The organism is Gordonia aurantiaca (assembly GCF_039939235.1).
Classification (GTDB): domain Bacteria; phylum Actinomycetota; class Actinomycetes; order Mycobacteriales; family Mycobacteriaceae; genus Gordonia.
Window position 1 is genome coordinate 830649 of sequence record NZ_JBDUUF010000001.1, and the last position, 18735, is coordinate 849383.

19 protein-coding genes are annotated in these 18735 nt (G+C 67.0%); 16 read left to right on the plus strand and 3 right to left on the minus strand.

Annotated features, from left to right (window positions below; translation table 11 throughout):
• Positions 1 to 3: 3 nt before the first annotated feature.
• The 6 genes from ABFT43_RS03770 (at position 4) to ABFT43_RS03795 (ending at position 4945) form a co-directional block, all read left to right on the plus strand.
• The gene (locus tag ABFT43_RS03770) at positions 4 to 1017 is read left to right on the plus strand and encodes a hypothetical protein (RefSeq protein WP_109238362.1); all 1014 of its coding nucleotides are present in this window, start codon (positions 4 to 6) and stop codon (positions 1015 to 1017) included.
• Entirely contained in the window at positions 1014 to 2159 is a 1146-nt protein-coding gene (locus ABFT43_RS03775; RefSeq protein ID WP_347959030.1) for a DODA-type extradiol aromatic ring-opening family dioxygenase, read from the plus strand. The genes ABFT43_RS03770 and ABFT43_RS03775 overlap by 4 nt, the downstream gene beginning before the upstream one ends.
• The gene (locus tag ABFT43_RS03780) at positions 2156 to 3049 is read left to right on the plus strand and encodes a carbon-nitrogen hydrolase family protein (protein ID WP_347959031.1); all 894 of its coding nucleotides are present in this window, start codon (positions 2156 to 2158) and stop codon (positions 3047 to 3049) included. Before ABFT43_RS03775 ends, ABFT43_RS03780 begins: the two co-directional genes overlap by 4 nt.
• The gene (locus ABFT43_RS03785; RefSeq protein WP_347959032.1) at positions 3046 to 3321 is read left to right on the plus strand and encodes a hypothetical protein; all 276 of its coding nucleotides are present in this window, start codon (positions 3046 to 3048) and stop codon (positions 3319 to 3321) included. The genes ABFT43_RS03780 and ABFT43_RS03785 overlap by 4 nt, the downstream gene beginning before the upstream one ends.
• 5 nt (positions 3322 to 3326) lie before the next feature.
• On the plus strand, positions 3327 to 4121 hold the full coding sequence (locus ABFT43_RS03790; RefSeq protein WP_347959033.1) for a GntR family transcriptional regulator: 795 nt from the start codon (positions 3327 to 3329) through the stop codon (positions 4119 to 4121).
• A 74-nt stretch (positions 4122 to 4195) separates the two neighbouring features.
• Positions 4196 to 4945, plus strand: coding sequence for a maleate cis-trans isomerase family protein (locus ABFT43_RS03795; RefSeq protein WP_347959034.1), 750 nt, complete (start codon positions 4196 to 4198; stop codon positions 4943 to 4945).
• Positions 4946 to 4994: 49 nt separating this feature from the next.
• Here the strand turns inward: ABFT43_RS03795 and ABFT43_RS03800 are convergent, their stop codons facing one another.
• The gene (locus tag ABFT43_RS03800) at positions 4995 to 5813 is read right to left on the minus strand and encodes a GntR family transcriptional regulator (RefSeq protein WP_347959035.1); all 819 of its coding nucleotides are present in this window, start codon (positions 5811 to 5813) and stop codon (positions 4995 to 4997) included.
• 318 nt (positions 5814 to 6131) lie between these two features.
• Between ABFT43_RS03800 and ABFT43_RS03805 the strand changes: the two genes are divergently transcribed.
• The 5 genes from ABFT43_RS03805 to ABFT43_RS03825 all read left to right on the plus strand — a co-directional run bounded on the left by ABFT43_RS03805 (position 6132) and on the right by ABFT43_RS03825 (position 11281).
• Positions 6132 to 7460, plus strand: a complete 1329-nt coding sequence (locus ABFT43_RS03805; protein WP_347959036.1) for a purine-cytosine permease family protein — start codon at positions 6132 to 6134, stop codon at positions 7458 to 7460.
• Between the two features lie 196 nt (positions 7461 to 7656).
• A complete protein-coding gene (locus ABFT43_RS03810) occupies positions 7657 to 8466 on the plus strand; it encodes an SDR family NAD(P)-dependent oxidoreductase (RefSeq protein ID WP_347959037.1) in 810 nt (269 codons plus the stop codon).
• Entirely contained in the window at positions 8453 to 9211 is a 759-nt protein-coding gene (locus ABFT43_RS03815; RefSeq protein WP_347959038.1) for an SDR family NAD(P)-dependent oxidoreductase, read from the plus strand. Before ABFT43_RS03810 ends, ABFT43_RS03815 begins: the two co-directional genes overlap by 14 nt.
• Positions 9212 to 9224: 13 nt before the next feature.
• Positions 9225 to 10043 (plus strand): SDR family oxidoreductase, encoded by an 819-nt coding sequence (locus ABFT43_RS03820; RefSeq protein WP_347959039.1) that lies wholly within the window; start codon positions 9225 to 9227, stop codon positions 10041 to 10043.
• Positions 10044 to 10210: 167 nt separating this feature from the next.
• Complete coding sequence (locus ABFT43_RS03825; RefSeq protein ID WP_347959266.1) at positions 10211 to 11281, plus strand: hypothetical protein; 1071 nt, start codon at positions 10211 to 10213, stop codon at positions 11279 to 11281.
• A 23-nt stretch (positions 11282 to 11304) separates the two neighbouring features.
• Here the strand turns inward: ABFT43_RS03825 and ABFT43_RS03830 are convergent, their stop codons facing one another.
• Positions 11305 to 11871 carry a hypothetical protein gene (locus ABFT43_RS03830; RefSeq protein WP_347959040.1) on the minus strand — a complete coding sequence of 189 codons (567 nt, stop codon included), beginning with the start codon at positions 11869 to 11871 and terminating at the stop codon, positions 11305 to 11307.
• A 110-nt stretch (positions 11872 to 11981) separates the two neighbouring features.
• Here ABFT43_RS03830 and ABFT43_RS03835 point away from each other — a divergent pair, with 110 nt between their 5' ends.
• Positions 11982 to 12584, plus strand: a complete 603-nt coding sequence (locus ABFT43_RS03835) for an NUDIX hydrolase (RefSeq protein WP_347959041.1) — start codon at positions 11982 to 11984, stop codon at positions 12582 to 12584.
• A gap of 149 nt (positions 12585 to 12733) precedes the next feature.
• Positions 12734 to 13033, plus strand: a complete 300-nt coding sequence (locus ABFT43_RS03840) for a hypothetical protein (RefSeq protein WP_347959042.1) — start codon at positions 12734 to 12736, stop codon at positions 13031 to 13033.
• Between the two features lie 165 nt (positions 13034 to 13198).
• Here the strand turns inward: ABFT43_RS03840 and ABFT43_RS03845 are convergent, their stop codons facing one another.
• Positions 13199 to 13567 (minus strand): hypothetical protein, encoded by a 369-nt coding sequence (locus ABFT43_RS03845; RefSeq protein WP_347959043.1) that lies wholly within the window; start codon positions 13565 to 13567, stop codon positions 13199 to 13201.
• 427 nt (positions 13568 to 13994) lie between these two features.
• Here ABFT43_RS03845 and ABFT43_RS03850 point away from each other — a divergent pair, with 427 nt between their 5' ends.
• The 3 genes from ABFT43_RS03850 to ABFT43_RS03860 all read left to right on the plus strand — a co-directional run bounded on the left by ABFT43_RS03850 (position 13995) and on the right by ABFT43_RS03860 (position 18722).
• Complete coding sequence (locus ABFT43_RS03850) at positions 13995 to 14549, plus strand: YceI family protein (RefSeq protein WP_347959044.1); 555 nt, start codon at positions 13995 to 13997, stop codon at positions 14547 to 14549.
• Positions 14550 to 14806: 257 nt separating this feature from the next.
• Positions 14807 to 16855, plus strand: coding sequence for an ICP22 family protein (locus ABFT43_RS03855; protein WP_347959045.1), 2049 nt, complete (start codon positions 14807 to 14809; stop codon positions 16853 to 16855).
• A gap of 154 nt (positions 16856 to 17009) precedes the next feature.
• A complete protein-coding gene (locus tag ABFT43_RS03860) occupies positions 17010 to 18722 on the plus strand; it encodes an adenylate/guanylate cyclase domain-containing protein (RefSeq protein WP_347959046.1) in 1713 nt (570 codons plus the stop codon).
• Positions 18723 to 18735 lie beyond the last annotated feature (13 nt).

Consider the following 18735-nt stretch of genomic DNA (forward strand, 5'->3'; position numbering starts at 1 on the left):
GACATGCCGAAGACGTTGACCGAGAACTTCGTCGAACAGTTCAAGCTGTGCAAGGTGAACGCATCCGAGACCGTCGGCATCATCGCCGAGCTCGGACAGAAGGAGGAGTACGTCGCCGCCGCCGTGGCCGCCGCCCGTCAGCTCGGCGCCAGCGCCCTCGTCCTGCACGCGTCGAGCCTGTCCAACCCGAACCTCCCGCCGTACGAGGCCGACGGCCGTGAGGTCCCGGCACTGCTCGCCGCGGCCGGCGAGTGCGACATCGTCATCGACGTCACCGTCGGTGGCCTGATCCACTCCGACGTGCGTACCCGCATCACCGGCAACGGCAAGCGCATGCTGTTCGTCGCCGAGCCGAACGACGTCCTCGAGCGTCTCGCCGGCAACGTCGAGCTGCGCGAGCAGGTGGAGGCCGGCGGCGACAAGCTGCGCAACGGCAGCACCCTGCACGTGACCAGCGCGGCCGGCACCGACCTGACCGCCGACATCTCCGGCGAGAACCTGCCGATCACCCACCAGTGGGGCTACGTCGACGAGCCGGGCCGCTGGGATCACTGGCCGTCGGGCTTCGTCGCCTGCTTCCCCAACGACCGCACCGCCGAGGGCCGCATCGTCCTGCAGCCCGGCGACGCCCTCATCCCGTGGCAGCGTTACGTCCGCGACACCGTCACCATCGAGGTCGAGAAGGGCTTCATCCAGGAGATCAAGGGTGACGGCGCCGACGCCCACGTGCTGCGCGACTACTTCGAGGCCTGGAACGACAGCGAGGTCTGGGCACTGAGCCACATGGGCTGGGGCCTGCTGGAGCGCGCCCGCTGGTCGGCGTTCGACGTCTACGACCCGCGCAGCCTCTACGGCCAGGAACTGCGTTCCACCGCGGGCAACTTCATGTGGTCGACCGGTTCGAACCGCTTCGCCAACCGCGAGACCCCCGCGCACCTCGACGTCCCGATGCGCAACTGCACGGTCGAGATCGACGGCGTCGCCGTCGTCCGTGACGGAAAGCTGGTCAGCGAATGAGCATCGACAAGGGCGCGATCGAGCGCGCCATCCTCGAGATGGCCAAGGACGTCGAGCTCCTCGAGGCCGTGAAGTCGGCCCCCGAGCGGGCGCCCGAACTGCTGGGCATCGACGCCGAGTGGGCGCAGACCATCGTCTCGGGCAACCGTGACCGGCTGCGCGCCATCGGCCTCAACGACGGTGTCACCATCCTGGTGAGCCGCTGGTTCAACGACGACCTCGGCGACTCGACGAGCAGCGGCGGCTTCATCGTCGACGACAGCATCCCGGTCCCGACGCCGGACCTGCCGCGCAACCTGGTCTTCGCCGGCGGCTGCTCGCACGTTCCGGACCTGCTGGCACGCCCCGAGATCGACCCGCCGGAGGCCGTCGAGCGCCTGCTGGCCGGCTACGAGAAGCTGGCGCGCGACATCGCGGCGGCGGACCCCGACGTCATCCTGGTGTCGGCGGACTGCCACTTCCAGAGCTTCCAGACCGGGCACTTCGTCCTCGGCGTCGGTGACGAGCACATCGGTTCGATGGAGTTCTTCAAGCGACCCGATCTGGACCTGCAGCTCAAGGGCCACCCGGAGTTCGCCGGCGAACTCGTGAAAGCCGTTCGCGCGCACGGGCTCGAGGTGGAGGAGGCCCCGAAGGTCGAGCTCGACCACGGCCTCATCGTCCCGCTGCGGCTGCTGCTTCCGCGGCCCGACCTGCCGGTCATTCCGATCATCACCCAGCCGGCCCGCTCGTTCTCGCCGTTCAACGCGCGCGAGTTCGGTGTGGCGCTGCGCAGCGCGATCGAGAACTCGGGCCTCAAGGTCGCGGTCCTGGCCACCGGTGGCCTGTCGCACTGGCTCGATCCCGGTCACTTCGGCGGCGTCGACGTCGAGTTCGACACCTACCTGCTGAAGCTGCTGTCCACCGGCCGCGGTCTGGACATGTGCTCGCTCGAGCCGTATCCGCTTCTCGCGCACGGCCAGTACGAGATCATGAACTGGATGATCATGCTCGGCGTCACCGGCCCGGGTGTCTTCGGCGACGTCTACAGCTACGAGCCGATGGAGGCATCCGGCGGCGGCTGGACCGTGGTCAACATGGATCTCGACGCGGCGGCCGAGAAGGCAGCGGCCGCGAATCGAGCGGCGGGCGTCTCGTCATGACGGAGACGACGGGACGGACCCTCAAGGTCGGCCTCACCCAATGGCACGCGACGACCGATGTCGACGCGAACCTTGCGGTCGCCGTCTCGTTGACCGAGCAGGCGGCCGACAACGGCGCAGCGCTGGTCGTTCTCCCCGAGAACGGCCTCATGCTGGGGACGAACGTCGAGATGCGTGCGGCGGCTTTCACCGAGGACGGACCCGCGATCCGGGCCCTGTCCGAGGTGGCCGCACGACGCGGGGTCTCGGTGATCGTCGGCGGGATGAAGAACCAGACCGCCGACGGCGTCGTGAACTCCGCGGTCGTCATCGACTCCGACGGGACCGTCGCGGGTCGATACGACAAGCTCCACCTGTTCGACGCCAACATCGGCGGCCAGTCCTTCGAGGCGTCGTCGGTGGAGAAGCCGGGATCGCACCTGGCCCTCCTGGACATCGACGGTGTCCGGGTCGGCCTGTCGATCTGCTACGACGTGCGCTTCCCGGAGATGTTCCGGGCGCTGGCGCTCGCCGGAGCCGAGGTGCTGCTGGTGCCGGCCGCGTTCGTGCAGTCGACCGGTGAAGCACACTGGCACACGCTGCTTCGGGCCCGTGCGATCGAGAACCTGGCGTACGTCGTCGCACCGGCCACCGTGCGGTCGCCGTCGCCGGATCACACCGACGCGTTCCCGACCTACGGCCATGCCCTCGCCGTCTCCCCGTGGGGCGAGGTCATGGCCGACCTCGGGGAGAGCCCGGCGGCGGTCGAGGTCGTCGCCCTGGACCTCGACGCCGTCGACGCCGCCCGTGCGAAACTCTCGGTGCTCCGCGGGGTCCGCGGCGCTGCGATCTATGGTTCGGAGCCGAAGATCATCTCGGTGACGAGCCGGACGACAGGAGTGAAGGCATGAGCGAAGAAGACACCGCAGGTCAGTTCTCAGGTCCGGACGAACTGCCGACCGGCATCCAGCGGGCGGAGCCCTGGGACGGCATCGGCAACGAGTTCACCGGGGTGCGGTTCCGAAAGGTCCACACCCGCAACGGCGCTCGTCTGCAGCTGTACGTGCCCCGCACCGAGGCGACCATCCTCCTCGATCCGATGATGCTGGAGGTGCTGGCCGAGCAGACCCCGGAATTCTTCACCCACCTGATCGCGACTCGACTGGGGTCCGAGGATGCGTGACGTCGGTGGGCGCTCGGGGTAGCGCCGTCGAGACCGCGTACCAGGCCCTGCGGGAACGCATCGTCTCCGGTTCGTATGAACCGGGACATGCGTTCTCGCAGGTGCAACTGGCCCGTGAGCTCGATCTCTCGCGCACGCCGCTCCGTGAGGCGCTGCAACGGCTGGAGGCCGAAGGCCTCGTGGTGAGCCAGGCGAACCGCGGGGTGGTGGTCGCGCCGATCGACCTGTTCGACCTCGAGTCGTCATACGCATTGCGGCTGCTGGTCGAGCCGGCGGTGGTGTCGGCGGTGCTCGGGCGGGTCGACGGTTGCGATGTCGACCAGATGCGACGGGCGCTGGCGGACATGCGCGCCAACGACCAGAGCTCCCGGGAGTTCCAATTGGCGCACTGGGAATTTCACCGGGTGATCCTGAAGAGGTGCCCGCCGGGATTCCAGTCGATGATCGAATCGCAGCTGACGCAGATCGACCGGCACCAGCGGCTGTACTTTTCACGTGCGGTCGCGGTCTCCGACATGACGGTCACCGACACGAAGTTCCTCGAGGCGGTCGAGGCCGGGGACGCCGTCACCGCCCGTGACGTCCTCACCTTCCATCTGCTCGACACCGCGTTGGGCGTGATCGTGACCCAGGATCCGCGACACCGCTTCTGCACGCTGCCGATCGCGGTCGAGGGACAGACCATCGAGCTCTCCGGCCTGGACGAGCTGGGGGCCGGGCGTCGCGCCCAGATCTCCTGGCGCCACCGGCCGACAGACGTCGTCCGGAACCTGGAGACCACGCACCTGCGGGTCGGCTGAGGGCCGGACAAGCACAGTCCATGCCGACCCGACGGGGGTCGGTCCATAACGAAAGTTTTTGTTAGGCAGGCATTATGACGAACAACTACCGCATCGGAATGATCGTTCCGAGCTCCAACACCACGATGGAGACGGAGATCCCGGCCATGCTTCGCGCCCGCGAAGAGATCCGGCCCGAGCGATTCACCTTCCACTCCTCGCGGATGCGCATGCAGAAGGTGACGCCCGAAGAGCTGACCGCGATGGACAACGACTCGCTGCGGTGTGCGGCCGAGCTCGCCGACGCGCGCGTGGACGTGATGGCCTACGCCTGCCTGGTCGCGATCATGTCGCAGGGTCTGCGCTACCACGCCACCTCCGAGCCCAAGCTGGCCAAGGTGGCCAAGGAGGAGAGCGGCGAGGACATCCCGGTTCTCTCCTCGGCCGGTGCGCTGACCGAGGCGCTGACGCACCTCGGGGTCAAGAAGATCGCCGTGGTAACCCCCTACATGAAGCCGCTGACCGAGACGGTCTGCAACTACATCGAGCACGAGGGCTTCACCGTCGTGGACTCGCTGAGCCTGGAGGTCCCGGACAACCTCGCGGTCGGGCGGCTCGACCCGCAGAACCTGCTCGAGCACGTCAAGAAGGTCGACACCAGCGGTGCAGATGCGTTGGTGCTCAGCGCATGCGTGCAGATGCCGTCGCTGCCGGTGCTCGACACCGTGCAGCAGCAGTTCGACATCCCGGTCCTCACCGCGTCCGCGGCCACCACGTGGCGGATCCTCAACCGGCTGGGCCTCGACCCGGTCGTCCCGCGCGCGGGTGCGCTGCTCGCGCCCTGAGATGGACCGAGCCTGTGTGGTCCCCGGCGCGGCCGGGGACCACACAGGCTCATCTGGGTGCGTAGGTGAGGATCAGGTTCGACGTGGTCCGCGCCGGCAGGACCTCGTCGTGATCGAGCCAGTAGATGCGCGCCGGGCGCGGGATGCGGCCGTCTTCGTCGTGTTCGATGACGATGTCGCGGCCGCGGAGCGTGACCAGCAGGGAATCGAACTGATGGTCGGGGTCGGCGTCGAGGACGAGACCGAGCGCCGCGTCGATGAGATGGAACTCCAGGATGCGCCGCGCCGATGCCGCCCGGCCCTCGACGATCGCGTCGAGCAGGTCCTGATCGAGTTCGATGAAGTCCTCCGGCGTCCGCTGATGCGAGAGATACACGTTCTGGTGCCGGTAGATCATCGTGTAGAGGTTGTGCGACAGGTCCGCGAAGGATTTCGGGTACTTGGCTCGGATGACGTCGTGGTAGGCCTGGTGCGCGTCCTGGAACTTCTTGTTGTGGACGCGGTGCCTGCGCATCTCGCCCAGCGCGTCCCTCATCTGGTCGATCTCGTCGTCGGTCAGCTGCTCGACCAGCGCGGCGACGGTCGGCGGCTCGACCAGGATGCGCAGGGCGTAGCTCTGTTCGGTCTCCGAGTTGACGATCGGTGCGACGTGCACGCCCCGGTTGGCCATCGAGACCACGAGGCCGTCGGCCTCGAGGCGCTGGAACGCCTCACGGAGCGGGGTGCGGCTCACGTTGAACTCGGCGGCCAGCTGTTCCTGCGACATGCGTTGTCCGGGAAAGTATTTGCCGGACACGATGCGATCCCGAAGTGCGGTGCAGAGCTCATCGACCGTGGTTCCGGACCGTGTTTTCGGACTCTTGGTCACCGAACCACCTCTCCTGTGATCCACACCGGTTGTATCCAACATTGTCCCCAAACTATCAAAAAGGATCCGATGACAACCGGACCGCAGGGGCTCGACGGGGGCGGCGGGCATTGTGCGGCAATCCAAGTGGCGCATCTGGTGTGAGGTGTAACGCAACCGTTACATGAATGAACCACAAGCGGGCGACTTGGTCCTCCACACTGTTGCTCACTGTATTCAGAACTGTATTCAAAACGGAGGTCCTCAATGCCAGCTCTGCCGGCAAGTCCCCCCACCGAACATCCTGGTCAGGAGGGGGCGGACGCCAACTTCAGTGCCGTGGCGGTGCCCGAGTCGATGCGCCTGGGCCGTTGGCAGGTCACGATGTCGTACTGGTCGCTCCTGTCGGCGATGGTGTGGCTCTTCTACGGGGCGCTCGCGGCCAGCCTCTACGGAACGGTCAACGCGATCATCGCGGTCGTGGTGTCGACGGTCCTCTACGGCGCGGTGAGCATCGTCATGACCCGCCTGGGCATCCGCTACGGCCTCAACACCACCATGTTGACCAAGGCGATCTTCGGACGGTGGGGAGCCTCGCTGACCGCGCTGCTGGTGGCGGCGACCGTGGTCTACTACGCGATCTTCGAGAGCAGCACGCTCGCGGTGGCGTTCCAGGTGTACTTCGACGCCGGCGATGTCCGGATCTGGTACGCGGTCGTGGTGATCGGCATGCTCCCGCTGATGCTGGGACGTGTCCAGGACTGGATGGCCAGGCTCAACGGGATCCTGCTTCCGTTCTACTTCGTCGGCCTGATCGTGGTGATCGTCGCTGCCGCAGTGAAATTCGACGCCGGCTCATGGACCGGCTTCGAGGGCATCGTGCCCGACGAGGGACGTGCCCTGCCCGGTTGGCTGCTGGGTGTGGTCTTGTACCTGGGCATCCTCATCACCATGCCGACCACCGTGGACTTCGCGCGGTTCGCGAAGAAGGAGGACGAACGGTTCCACGAGAACGTCACCTTCGGCTGGGTGTTCTACGCGGTGCTGTTCATCATCAACGGCGTGGCCGGCATCTTCCTGGTGCAGGTGGCGCTGCCGAACGAGCCCGCCTCCGAGATCGGCGTCGTGCAGGCGGTTCTGGCGAGCGCCGGACTCTTCGGCCTGCTGTTCATCGTCATCTCGCAGACCCGCGTCAATACCCTGAACTACTACCAGTCGACCACGAACTTCGAACGAATCCTGACTTCCTACACCAAGATCCGTCTGCCGCACGCGGTGTGGGTGGTCGCGGTGGCAGCAGTGGTCTTCCTGCTCATGCTGACCGACGTGTTCAGCTACGTGCAGACCGCGTTGAACTGGCAGGGCGTGTTCGTCGTGGGCTGGGTCGGCGTCGTGCTCACCCACTTCGCGCTCAACGCCCGGGACCGCGCCTTCGGGCCGCGGGTCGACGACGAGCGTCTGCCGAGGCTGGGGTGGGGTCTCATCGCCTGGATCGCTCCGTCCGTCATCGGCGTGATCCTGTTGGAGAGCTCGGCGGTTCCGGCGATCTGGAACCAGTCGGCACAGCTGGTGGTGCTCTTCTCGTCGATCGTGCTGTACGCCGTCGGTTACTTCGTGACGGCCGACCGTGCCGGCGACGATCGCGGGTCGGTGGAGGCGGACGTCTGAGGTGGCTCGGGTGGGGTGCCGGAAGTACCTCTCCCGTGATTTGTTACCATTGACGAAATTCGTTGTCCGGTAACTGATTTCCCCACAGCAAGTCCAAGGGGGCCGGCATTCGATTCGTTCGCCGGGATCGACGGGCCGCTCCGGTATGGAGCGGCCCGTTCCCCGGTCAGAGAGATCAAGTGTGAGAGAGGCAGAAATGAGTGCTCTGAGCGATCAGGTCATCGTGTTCACCGGCGCCGGTGCGGGAATCGGTAGGGCGGTGGTGTCGCGCTACGTGAGCGAGGGGGCGAAGGTCGTCGCCGTGGACATCTCGTCCGCCGTCGAGACCCTGCGTGACGAGTTCGGTGACTCGGTCATCCCGCTGGTCGCCGACGTGAGCACCTGGGAGGGCAACCTGGCAGCCGCCACCGCGGCCAAGGACGCCTGGGGCAAGATCGACGTCTTCGTCGGCAACGCCGGCATCACCGATGCCGCCCGGCCGCTCGAGGACATTCCCGGAGACCGTCTGGGCGCGGCGTTCGGCGAGCTGTTCGGCGTGAACGTGCTGGCACCGATGCTGGGTGTGCGGGCCTGCCTCGACGAGTTGATCGCATCGCGCGGCAACATCATCCTGACCGGTTCGTACGCCAGCGCGAACGCGGGCGGCGGCGGGGCGCTGTACACCGCGTCGAAGCACGCGGTACTCGGGCTGGTCAAGCAGCTCGCCTACGAGCTCGCACCGGACGTCCGGGTCAACGGCGTCGCACCGGGTGTCGCGCCGACCCGATTGAAGGGCACCGGCTCGCTGGGCCAGTCGGCTGCCGACTCGGTCCTCGACGGCACCCGTGAAGCCCTTCCGCTGCAGGAGGTTTCGGGTGTCGACGCATACAACGAGGTCTTCACCCTGCTGGCGTCGCGGGTCGGTACGGCTGCGATGACCGGCACCATGGTCTCCGTAGACAGCGGCCTGTCGATCCGCGGTATCGGCAAGCCGGGCGGGCGCGTGCGTCGTGGTGGCGACAACTGATCTCACCGGGCGCGTCGCGCTGGTGACCGGTGCCCGTCGCGGCATCGGTTTCGCCATCGCGACCGCCCTGCTGGAACACGGCGCCTCGGTCGTCGTCGGCGGCCGGGATCCCGGCCAGTTCGAGGATCTGCGCCGGCGCCTGGAGGAGGTCGCGCCGGGGCGCGTCCACGGATGCGCGGCAGACCTCACCACCGAGGCGGGACGGACCGCGCTGCTCGCCGCGGCGCCGAAGGTCGACATCCTGGTGAACAACGCCGGTGGGTTCACCGACGTCGTCGACACGCGGACGTCGACGGAGGACGAGTGGAACCAACAGCTCCATCTCAACCTCACCGTGCCGTTCCTGCTCTGCCAGGCCGTCCTTCCCCAGATGATCGAGCGGAAGTGGGGACGGATCATCAACATCGGTTCCGTCGTCGCCACGGCGCCCCAACTGGGCAACGCGATCGGGTACGTGGCGGCCAAGTCCGGTCTGGTCGGGTTCACCAAGCAACTGGCCGCGGAGGTCGCCGCTCTGGGTGTCACCGCAAATGTGGTCAACCCCGGCACGATCAAGACCGAGCACCTCGGCGAGTACTTCGACGCCTCCGGCGTCACCGAGGAGTCGATCGCCTCGGGCATCGCGGTCAGACGTCTCGGCCGGCCCGCCGAGATCGCCGCGGTGGTGCCGTTCCTGGCCTCCGAGCAGGGGGCGTTCACCACCGGCGCGGTCATCGACATCAACGGAGGCGCGGTCAGTGCCTGAGAGGAGTAACCACATGGCAACACTGGACGGAAAGGTCGCACTCGTCACCGGCGGTGCCGGCGGGATCGGGCGTGCGGTCGTCGAGGGTTACGTCGAGGCGGGTGCAAAGGTCGCCGTGCTCGACCGCGACGAGGAACGCCTGCGCGAGGTGGCGGAGACCTTCGGCGACAAGGTGGTCACCTCGCTGGGCTCGGTGGAGAGCCTCGCCGACAACCAGCGCGCCGTCGCCGACGCGCTCGACGCGTTCGGCAAGCTGGACGTGTTCGTCGGCAACGCCGGCGTCGGCGCGGGCAACCTCTCCCTCGCAGAGGTTCCACTCGACAAGCTCGAGGCGGCCATCGACGAGATCTACGCGATCAACGTGAAGGGCTACCTGCTCGGTGCCCGCGCGGCACTGCCCGCGCTGCTGCGCACCGGCGGCAACATGATCTTCTCTTGTTCCATCGCCAGCTACCGCGCGGTCGACGACGGCACCCTCTACGTGTCCACCAAGCACGCCAACCTGGGCATCGTGCGCGGACTGGCGTTCGAGTTCGCGCCCAAGGTCCGCGTCAACGGTGTCGCCATCGGCGTGGCGCGCACCAAGATGGAGGGCCTGGCGAGCCTGGGCCAGGAGCCGCTCGATGCGGTGTTGCCCGGCGCCGAGGAGGTCATCCCGCTCGGCTTCATCCCGGAGCCCGCCGACTACGCCGAGGCGTTCGTCTACCTGGCGTCCGACGCGGCGCGCGTCGTGACCGGTGAATGCCTCTGGGCGGACAGCGGTTTCGGGATCCGCGGCATCGGCAGCCCGGCCGGCGGCCGGGATCTCGACCCGGATCGGCTCGAGGGCTGATCGATCGGAGAGACCATCCCGCGAGACGACACCGCGTCGCGACAAGGGCCCTGGGGCTGGGGCCGTCGCGATGCGGTGTCGTCTGTTTCCGGCCGATGGCGCTGTTGCCGGGGTACGGACGCCTTCGAGCGGGCAATATTCTCCCCATGAGAGAGCGCACGACCTCGGTGATCATCCGCAGCGCCCACGGCACCGCGGCCGTGGAGTGGTTCCTCATCCTCGCGATCGGCACCATCCTCGTCACCCGCGCCTACCTCGCCGCAACGGGGTATCCGCAGATCGGCAACGGGGAACTGCACATCGCACACGCCCTGTGGGGCGGGGCGCTGATGATGCTGGCGCTGATCACCGGGTGGTTGTTCCTGGGCGCCACCACCCGCGTGGTGGCGGTCGTCATGGGCGGCATCGGATTCGGTCTGTTCCTCGACGAGGTCGGCAAGTTCGTCACCCGCGACAACGACTATTTCTACGGCCCGGCGCCGGAGATCATGTACGTGCTCGTCGTGCTGGTGTTGCTCATCAGCCGCGTCGTACGCGACCTCAAGCGACCCACCGCGGCCGAGGCACTCGCCAACGCTGCGGCGATCGCCGCCGAGGGCGTCGCGCACGGTCTGCCCGAACGCCGCCGCCGGCTCGCCGAGGAACTCCTCGCGCTGTCCGAGCGGCACGGTGTCGACCCGCAGACCGTCGTCCACGTCCGCGGACTACTCGAATCCAGCCGCGACACCCCCGACCGTCTGATGATGTGGCGGGCCCGGGTCGTCGGGTTGATCCCCGGCTTCTTCCGCAGCCCCCGCTGGGTGACCGGGGTCGGGTGGGGCCTGACCGCCGCGTCCGGGCTGGCGGTGGTCATCGGTGCCCTGAGTTTCGTGTTCACCGGGGATCTCGCCGAGCGCACCGACATCTACGTGGAGTTCGCCGACAACGCGATCGGCCGCTGGATTCTGTTCGTCTCCGGCATCGTCACGTTCGTGCTGGCCCTGCCGGCGATGATCGCGCGGCGCCGTGGCGTCGCGGGGGTGTGGCCGCTGCGCAGCCTGCGGATCGCGGCCCTGATCTTCATGCTTTCCAACGCGCTCGTCGATTTCGCGCTCGACGGGTTCGGCGCGCTGGTGAACCTCGCCGTCGGCCTGTTCGTGCTCAGCGTCGTCAATTACCACCTCTCGCAGGCGATGTTGTCGGCGTCGACCGCGTCGGCCGCCGGCACGGACGAGGCCGACGACGTGGTGCGGGTGTGAGCGGTCGTAGCCGGGCCGCCCGGTTACGGTGCCGAGGTCCGCGTCCACAGCTGCGCGACGAACGACAGATACACCTCGGTGAGGTTGAGCTCGAGGTTCTCCACGTCGAGGTGTCCGCCGAAGAAGCCCGGCATGCTCACCCCGGCGCAACTCGCCAGGGACAGCGGCGGCACGTCCTGCGCCCGGCGCCACGCCTCGAACAGGTCGGGCCGCAGCTGCTTCTCCACGACCTCGAGGCCGACGGCGTGCTCGAAGGCGTCGGCCGGCAACCCCCACGGCTCGGCGATCATGTCGAAGGGGTCGAGCGTGACGATCGTCGGACCGCCCGCCGCCGCACCGTCCGCGGCGAACGCGGTGGTGAGCGCGAATTGCCGTGCGCGCCAATCGAACGCGAACACCTCTGCCCGCACCCCACGCACCCCGAACGTGACGTCGACGAACTCCTGGGCGGCGGGGCCCGAGACGTCGTCGTGGAACCGCAGCAGGCCGTCGTTGCCGGACACCCCGCACAGACCGCGGTCGGCGAAGAACCCAGCCGACAGCGGCGGTGCCCACCGGCCGGTGGATAGGCGTTCGAAGGTCCAGTCCATGGGGCCGACGCTACGCCGCGCCGAGGCCTGCCGGTTGTCGGGCCGTCCCGTTCGGGCGTGGCGGCGGGCCGTGCTCCCATCGTGGACCGGGGACGTGGTCCACTGGAACGGTGACTCATCTCGAACGGGCCGTCGCGGCCGACCGGGTGGCCCGCTTTGACCGACGCGCCGTCGACGTGGACGGCGCGGCGAAGGCGGCGGTGGTGCTCGCCGTCGCGGAGAAGGACGGTGCCCAGGGCATCTGGCTGTGCAAACGGCCCGCGAGCATGCGTCGGCACGCCGCCCAGTTCGCGCTGCCCGGCGGCCGGCTCGACCCGGGGGAGGACCACATCACCGCCGGGTTGCGGGAACTCGACGAGGAGCTCGGGGTGCAGCTGGGGCCGGAATCGGTGCTCGGCCTGCTCGACGACTACCCGACCCGCTCGGGGTTCGTCATCACCCCGATCGTCTGCTGGGCGGAGGGCTACCAGGAACCGACCCCGAATCCCGACGAGGTGGCGCAGTTGTTCTTCGTCACCTTCGCGGAACTGGGCGTCGAGCCACGTTTCCTCACCATTCCGCAATCGGAGCGCCCGGTGATCCAGCTGCCGATCGTCGGGTCGCTCGTGCATGCGCCGACCGCTGCGGTCATCTACCAGTTCGCCGAGGTGGTGTTGCGGGATCGACCTACCCGCGTCGACGAATACGAGCAACCCGTGTTCGCGTGGAAATAGCAAAGAATTGGGACGAATCAACCGTTCTGCACGGTCGTCCCATATGATTTCGTCTGTTCTCAGACATGTTCTGGTGCACGGTTTTCGTCCAAATCTGGGACAGATGTCTGAGTGGATTGTTCATCAATGATTCGGCATGATTGTTCATCATGAATGACCCCCATCTCTCGCGGAGGGCGGCCACTTCCGCGTCGGGCGCCGCCGCCGGCGATGCCGCTTCCGTCATCGGATCGTCGAACAACGGATCGTCGAACACCGGATCGCGCGGCACCGGATCGTCGAACATCGGTGCCTCGCGCCGGGGCGTCGGGCCGCAGGTCATCTACCGCTACGAGTACAGGGATCCTTATGCGCCGATGTCGACGCGCAAGCAGATCCTGCTCGGCACCGCCATCTCCCTGGTGGTGATCGCGTTCATGGTGGCAGCCCTTCTCATCGGATCACGCTGAGACGCGCTCGGACTCTGATGAACTCGGATCACGACCGATGATCCGGCCTGCGACGTACGTCTCCGGCGTATGGGTCTCTGGCGTATGGGTCTCCGGCGCACTCCGCCCGCCTTACCCGGAACCCGTCACGCCGGAGCGGTTCTGGAGTGACGGTCGCAATCGGGGTCAGCAGACGCTTCCCAGGAAACAGTTCGGTGCGGTGACGTTCACCGGCAGCGGGTCGCTGGCGAATTGCTGTTTGATCGACTGCTGCGCGTTGACGATCGGGACCGGGGGTCTGGTGCCCCACACGGTCCAACCCGCGCCGCTGATCTCGTCGTCGAGGCTGGCATACCCCGTGCATGCCCAGAAGACGTTGTAGCGGCCCTGGTCGAGGGTGAGTGTCCGCGTGGACCGGCCCTGCGGGGCCTCGAAGGAATTCGACGGGTTCTGATTGAACGTGGAATCCCCGAGCACCGGCATTTCCGGGACCCGGAGCGCCTCGACTGCGCACAGCTTCGGATTGTCGGTGTTGTTGACGAGGGTGACCGTCACATTGTGACCCTGCACCAAGGGTGGCAATGCCAGAACGCCATTGGGTCCCGCCGACGCCGCAGGTGTGACGGCGAGCGTTGCCGATGTCGCCAGTGCGCCCACAAATACTGCGAGCGGAGCCCCGGAACTCTTCCGCATGACTGGTTGACCTCCTGGTGGATTTCTCGGAATGTCCTTTGAGTCTGCGCAGAAATGAAAGTCAGGTGGCCGACTTACCGATTTATTGGGTCGACTTATGGAACAGTGGGTCGCCGTCTGCCGTCCGCTGCGATGGACGATCGCGACGCCGTGGCGCGGGTGAGGGAGATCACAAGACGGTTTCAGCGAGCGGGAATGTAATCGGACCGCGGTCCGTTTAATCTGACGATGGGCAATCACGGCCCACGCGAACCGACACCAGCTCGACCCCGTCTGGAAGGACGCACGAATGACCTCAGCAACCACCGTCAAGGCACCCATTCCCGCAGGTACCTGGAATATCGACCCTGTCCACTCCACCGTCGGCTTCGCCGTGAAGCACCTCATGGTCAGCAAGGTTCGCGGTACCTTCGACGCCTTCAACGGCACCATCACCGTCGACGAGAACGGTGCCCCGTCGGTACGCGCCGAGATCGACGTGACCTCGATCAACACCCGCAACGAGCAGCGTGACGCCCACATCCGCTCGGCCGACTTCTTCGACGCCGAGAAGTTCCCGACCGCGACCTTCGTGTCGAAGAGTGTCCGCGAAAACGGGGACGACTACACCCTCGAGGGCGACTTCACGCTCAAGGGTGTCACCAAGCCCGTCAGCCTCGCCCTGGAGTTCCTCGGCACCAACCCCGGTATGGGTCAGGGGCAGGTCGCCGGCTTCGAGGCGTCCACCGTGATCAACCGCAAGGACTTCGGCATCGACATCGACATGCCGCTCGAGGGTGGTGGCGTCGTCATCGGCGACAAGATCACCATCACGCTCGAGATCGAGGCCGTGCTCCAGTCCTGAGTTCCTGACGACTCCGCACTTCCGCGCCGGTACACCTTTGATCGGCGGCCGGAACACGAGACCGGCACCCACGCGTCCCTTCGCGTTGGTGCCGGTCTTGTTCGATTGCTGAAACGTCGACGGCCAACCATTGTTGGCTTTCGATTCTTTGAAGGACATCGTTGAGTCGCGTCAATTCATAGAATGGTCTGAATCGGCCAACTTACTTCCTGAGCCCGATATGGCCGAGTTGGGTGCCCCGAGCGAGGTGGCCGGCCATGACAGATGTATCGGGCAAGTGTTGCAGTACAACTCGGCGGCTCGCTGCTTCCTTCGGTATCGCCTTGGCGCTCTTGCTCTCCGCGCAGGTAGCCGCCGCGCACGCCGACGATGAGGCTGACCCCGGGTCGAGTCCCTCGAGTGGGAGCGTTTCTGAATCTTCGTCGTACAGTAGCGTCGGCCCGCCCTCGGACGCCTCCGACTCTGAGACCGGTTCATCGCCTGACGAAGAAGGGTCGTCTTCGGCGGGCAACGAGTCCTCCGCGTCGTCCGATGCGGGGAGTTCTGCGTCGTCGGGTACCGGCCCATCTGAGTCGTCCGAACTCTCGCGTGGCGAAGCGGTCCCGGACCTGCCCGGAACCGACAATGCCGGCGATGCCGATAGCGCTGGTTCCGACGAGTACGCGCCGCCTGCCGAGTTCGAGGCTGACTCGCCGGAGACGAACGGCGACGCTCCCGAACCGCCTGCGACGGAATGGGGGGATCAGGGGCAATCACATGGCGCAGATCAGCACGCAACGGAGCTCGAGCGCGAGGAACATGTCGAGGGCAACCGCGGCCCGTCCTCTGAAGCATCTGCGCGCGAATCGAACCGCGAATCGAACTCGGAAGATTCCGGTCCCTCGCATGCGTCGTTTCCCGGCTCCGCTACCAGTGCACGACCTTCGGTGCAGCCACTAGACGCCCCGCAGTCAATGGTCTCCGACGATCCCCTCGCCGGGCCTGGCAGGGGCTCCTACCTGTCGGCCGCGGTCGCCGCGATCGGGAACATCCAACCCACTTCATTGCTGTCCAGGCTTCAGAAGAGCGTCTCCCTGGCCGGTCTCATCCTTCTGAATCAGGCCTCTCTGCTCTTCGGCCTGTACAACCGGAGGGCGGATGTCGACTCGTCGGAACCGGTCCCGTCGTCGACGGGCCCGACGCTTCTCGTGACCGACGCTGCACCGACGACGGGGGACATGTTTGCGACTCTGTCAGTCGCCGGTGACACGACCTATCCGGTTGGGGGTGACCCGTCGGCGCCGCTGCCGACCGTCGACGTTAACGACCCTCTCTACCCCTACTACTTTTTCACACTAAGAGATCCCGACGGTATGTTCTGGCCGTTGCCGGACACCGCAGAGGAGTTCCCCGAGTACAACGCGTCGCCGGCGAAAATCGAGTTTCTCGACCCCGAGACCGGTGTATATCAGGAGGGCAGCGCGCCGCTCCAACCGGGATTGGCACCTGGATTCTCAGACCCCGGGCCAGGTGCGGGTCACTACGTATACACGAACAATGGGGCAGTCCCCGTGTTCGTCTACGGACCGACCAACGCCATCGGCTCGGGCGGAGAAAGCCCGGAACTGTGGTCCCAGATCCTGCAGCCCGGTGAGTCGGTCGCGATCTCCAAGCCCACCGAGCCCTTCACCAGTGCCAATGTCACCGTCGTGCGGCCTGCCGAAGAGAAGTCGATCGTTGTGGAGACCTCGCAGCGGTTCGACGTAGATGGTTCTGGCGAGATCTGGACCTACCACGTTCTAGCCACGCGAATCACAGTCGGCGAAGCCGGGACCGGTGTGCCGGGCGACACTCCCGGCTGGCCCGACGACCCTCCCTATGGAAACCCCTCAGACCCGCAGGGTCCGGGAGTTGGCCCCCCGACCAGCCTTTCCGCCCTCGCGGATCGCTTCCTCAATCCGCAGACCGGAGTGTTCGCACAGATCGTCAGCTATGCGAACACGGCGCTGACGGTGATCGCCGATGACGGATGGCGTTCAGGCGTGCGAGCCGTGGCCAGCCGTGCAGTCGCAGTCTTCGGCCTCGTGACAAGCGTCAACCAGACCGGCGAAGGCTTTCAGGACCTAGGGAGTGGCCGGGTGATCAGCGGGACGCTGAACATCGCAGCGGGTTTCCTGGGCGTCGCCTCGTACCTGGGCGTGGTGGGCATCGGTCTCGGTCTGACTGCCGGGGCACCTGTGGCCGCGGCGGCGATCGTTGGTGGGGCCGTGGCCGCCGCTGCGATTTCCGGGGTCGCCTTCTTGGTGAAGACCCTCAGCCCGTGGTGACGCAACCCCTGGGTCGCTGAACTCTCCGGGGCAGCGGCCAGGAGACATGTTCCATTCGGGCCTCGATCCCCTCTCACAAGGGGACCTTCGTTGTGCCCTCGGTAACAGAGGCTTCGGTACCCTGCTGTATATCGCCCGCAGGCAGGAGAGACCCATGAAACGCAGGCGCCACGGTCATGGTGGCGTGTTGTGGACACGGCTGCGCCGCCGCACCTCCGGGCTGCTGTGGGGCCTCCCGACGGTGCCGAGCCCGCGCGGCTGGGCCCGGGTCGGCCCGGAGATGCGGGCGCGGATCGCGCGGCACGCCACTGCCACCGCCGTGTCCGGGGTGGTGTTGAGCAACGCGCTCATCGGTCTCGAGACGTTTCTGCTGGTCCAGCTGTCATTCAACGGTGGGCAGCTCACCTTCGACGAGACGCTCGGCGCCCCCAACTTCCCTGCGGTGGTCGGGGCGATCCTCACCGGCATCGTCGTCAACGTCGCCCTCGGGGTGCTGGTGTTCCGGCCGCAGCTCAAATGGTTCGTCAGCGGCGAACCCGCCGACCACGCCCGCCGACGCTCCGTCCAGCGCATCCCGGGCATGCAGTTGCTGGTCACCGTCGCGGCGTGGGTGGCGGCCGGGCTGTTCTACGTCCTCTTCGCCGACGACCTCACCCTCGCCACCGTCGCGGGCGTGGCGGTGGCGTTCACGTTGGCCGGCATGTCGAGCGCCTGCCTGACATATCTGTTCGTCGAGCGAGCCGCTCGTCCGTTGGCCATCGTCGTGCTCGAGGACTTCCCCGCCACCCATGTGATGCACGGTGTGCGCATCCGGCTGATGGCGGTGTGGGCGGTCAGCTCGGCGGTGCCGATGATCGGTCTGATCACCGTCAACGCCGGCCGGTTCACGGGCCTGCTGCCCGATGTCGCAGGGGCGGTCGACTGGACCACCGTCGTGCTCACCATCGTCGGCCTCGCCGCCGGCGCCCGCGTCATCTACCTGGTCGGGCAGGCCATAGCCGATCCGCTCACCGAGATGCACCGCGCCGTGCACCGCGTGGAGCACGGCGACCTCAACGCTCGCGTCCCGGTCTACGACTCGTCGGAGCTCGGGGTGCTGCAACATGGCTTCAACGAGATGGTGAAGGGACTCGCGGAACGCGAGCGGATGCGGGAGATCTTCGCCCGCCACGTCGGGGACACCGTCGCTGATCTCGCCATTTCCGACGGCGTCGGCATGCGCGGCGCCAACACCGAGGTCGGGGTGCTGTTCGTCGACATCGTCGGCTCGACGAGACTTTCCCAGAACCGCAGCCCCGACGACGTCGCGGCACTGCTCAACGCGTTCTTCTCCATCGTCTTCGACGTCGTCGACCGGCATTCCGGGTTCGTCAACAAGTTCGAGGGTGATGCCGCGCTCGCGGTGTTCGGGGTGCCGGTCGAGATCGACGACCCGGCCGGGCAGGCGCTCGCCGCCGCGCGCGATCTCGCCGACCGCCTCGCCAAGAGCCTGGACATCCGCTGGGGAATCGGCGTCTCCTACGGCGAGGTGTTCGCCGGCAACATCGGCCACGAGCGTCGCTACGAATACACCGTCATCGGCGACCCGGTGAACGAGTCCTCGCGGCTGTCGGACATGGCCAAGACGGGGCGCGTGCCCGCCCTCGCGAGCGGCGCGGCGATCGCTGCCGCCGGCGAGGAAGCCGACGAGTGGGAGTTGCTGGGCAGCCGCGTGGTGCGCGGACGGTCGGCGCCGACCGAGTTCTACGCGCCCCGCGACCTCGTCGAACGACTCGGGTCGTCGGGCAAGCTGATCGCCGAGCTGCTGCGCCCGGCGCGCCGGATCGTCGGGGTGAACCCACTGCGGTTGGGGTTGTTCGGCGGGTGACCCGTTCACCCGA

Bases quoted from the DNA above. Each gene is read 5' to 3' on its own strand.
- ABFT43_RS03770 (WP_109238362.1), top strand. From the start codon at position 4: ATGCCGAAGACGTTGACCGAGAACTTCGTCGAACAGTTCAAGCTGTGC.
- ABFT43_RS03775 (WP_347959030.1), top strand. From the start codon at position 1,014: ATGAGCATCGACAAGGGCGCGATCGAGCGCGCCATCCTCGAGATGGCC.
- ABFT43_RS03780 (WP_347959031.1), top strand. From the start codon at position 2,156: ATGACGGAGACGACGGGACGGACCCTCAAGGTCGGCCTCACCCAATGG.
- ABFT43_RS03785 (WP_347959032.1), top strand. From the start codon at position 3,046: ATGAGCGAAGAAGACACCGCAGGTCAGTTCTCAGGTCCGGACGAACTG.
- ABFT43_RS03795 (WP_347959034.1), top strand. From the start codon at position 4,196: ATGACGAACAACTACCGCATCGGAATGATCGTTCCGAGCTCCAACACC.
- ABFT43_RS03810 (WP_347959037.1), top strand. From the start codon at position 7,657: ATGAGTGCTCTGAGCGATCAGGTCATCGTGTTCACCGGCGCCGGTGCG.
- ABFT43_RS03820 (WP_347959039.1), top strand. From the start codon at position 9,225: ATGGCAACACTGGACGGAAAGGTCGCACTCGTCACCGGCGGTGCCGGC.
- ABFT43_RS03830 (WP_347959040.1), bottom strand. From the start codon at position 11,871: ATGGACTGGACCTTCGAACGCCTATCCACCGGCCGGTGGGCACCGCCG.
- ABFT43_RS03840 (WP_347959042.1), top strand. From the start codon at position 12,734: ATGAATGACCCCCATCTCTCGCGGAGGGCGGCCACTTCCGCGTCGGGC.
- ABFT43_RS03850 (WP_347959044.1), top strand. From the start codon at position 13,995: ATGACCTCAGCAACCACCGTCAAGGCACCCATTCCCGCAGGTACCTGG.
- ABFT43_RS03855 (WP_347959045.1), top strand. From the start codon at position 14,807: ATGACAGATGTATCGGGCAAGTGTTGCAGTACAACTCGGCGGCTCGCT.
- ABFT43_RS03860 (WP_347959046.1), top strand. From the start codon at position 17,010: ATGAAACGCAGGCGCCACGGTCATGGTGGCGTGTTGTGGACACGGCTG.